The organism is Oleiphilus sp. HI0132 (genome assembly GCF_001635845.1).
In genome coordinates this window covers 1-1,665 of the sequence record NZ_LWGJ01000399.1, presented here as the reverse complement: position 1 = coordinate 1,665, position 1,665 = coordinate 1, and the positions used below count along the sequence as shown (strand labels likewise).

At 47.0% G+C, this 1,665-nt stretch carries 1 protein-coding gene; it reads left to right on the top strand.

Going from position 1 to position 1,665, the window contains the following annotated elements; genetic code table 11:
* Positions 1–1,665 (top strand): AAA family ATPase (locus A3766_RS04935; RefSeq protein ID WP_156508697.1); only part of this gene is annotated, 1,665 nt, incomplete at both ends.

Below are 1,665 nucleotides of genomic sequence, written 5' to 3'. Positions count from 1 at the left end.
ATACCATGGTTGGTGCTGGTAAGGCAGAGGGCTCAATGGATGCGGGGAATATGTTGAAGCCTGCACTTTCTCGAGGTGAGCTGCATTGTGTTGGCGCTACTACGCTTGATGAATATCGTGAATATATAGAGAAAGATGCTGCCTTGGAAAGGCGTTTCCAGAAAGTTCTAGTAGAGGAGCCGGTTGTTGAAGATACCATTGCTATTCTGCGCGGTTTGAAAGAGCGTTACGAAGTCCATCATGGGGTAGAAATTACCAATAGTGCAATTATCGCTGCAGCCAAGCTTTCTCATCGCTATATAGCTGATCGCCAATTACCGGATAAGGCGATAGATTTGGTTGACGAGGCAGCAAGCCAAATTCGAATGGAGATGGACTCAAAGCCAGAAGCTTTAGATCGCTTGGAGCGCCGTTTGATTCAAATGAAAATCGAGCGGGAGGCGCTTAAGAAGGAGCAGGATTCTTCATCTAAAAAGAGCCTTGTAGAGCTGAATGAGCAAATTTCTGAACTTGAAAAGGAATTTTCAGATCTGGAAGAAGTCTGGTTGGCAGAAAAGGCAGCTCTGCATGGTTCCCAGAAAGTTAAGAGTCAGTTAGAGCAGGCTAGGGTCGAATTGGAGAGTGCTCGTCGAGAGGGTGACTTGGCATTGATGTCGGAATTGCAGTACGGGAAGATTCCCGAATTGGAGCGCCAGTTGGATATGGCGAGCCAGGCTGAAATGATGGGTATGACCTTATTACGTAATCGAGTGACCGAAGAAGAGATAGCAGAAACAGTATCGAAGTGGACGGGTATTCCGGTCTCAAAAATGCTGGAGGGCGAAAAGGATAAGTTGTTGAGAATGGAAGGTTCTCTGCATGAGCGGGTAATTGGTCAATCTGAAGCAGTGCAAGCGGTATCCGATGCAGTACGTCGTTCTCGTGCGGGTTTGGCTGACCCTAATCGTCCAAACGGCTCCTTTCTATTTTTGGGGCCAACAGGTGTCGGTAAAACCGAACTTTGTAAAGCCTTGGCAAGCTTCCTCTTCGACACTGAAGATGCGATGGTTCGTATCGATATGTCCGAATTTATGGAAAAGCATTCGGTGGCTCGCCTAATTGGCGCTCCTCCTGGATATGTAGGTTATGAAGAAGGTGGCTATTTGACAGAGGCTGTCCGCAGGAGACCCTATTCGGTATTGCTATTGGATGAGGTGGAGAAGGCACACCCGGATGTGTTCAATATCTTGCTTCAGGTATTGGAAGATGGTCGTTTAACTGATGGTCAAGGTCGTACTGTCGATTTCAGGAATACGGTTATTATCATGACGTCTAATTTGGGTTCTGATGTTATCCAGGCTATGGGAATGGAAGGTGCGGGTTATGATCAGATAAAGAATGCTGTCATGGATTCTGTATCGGCTCATTTTAGGCCGGAGTTTATCAACCGCATTGACGAAGTAGTGGTCTTCCATGCTTTGGGAGCCCAGCAAATTCAGGGTATAGCGCAGATTCAATTGAAAGGCTTAAGTAAGCGTTTGTTAGAGCAAGATATTACCTTGGAGTTTGAGGCGGATGCTATGGCTAAGTTGGCCGAAGCCGGGTTTGATCCGGTTTATGGGGCAAGGCCTCTAAAGCGAGCTATACAGCGTTGGGTTGAGAATCCATTGGCTCAGAATTTGTTGG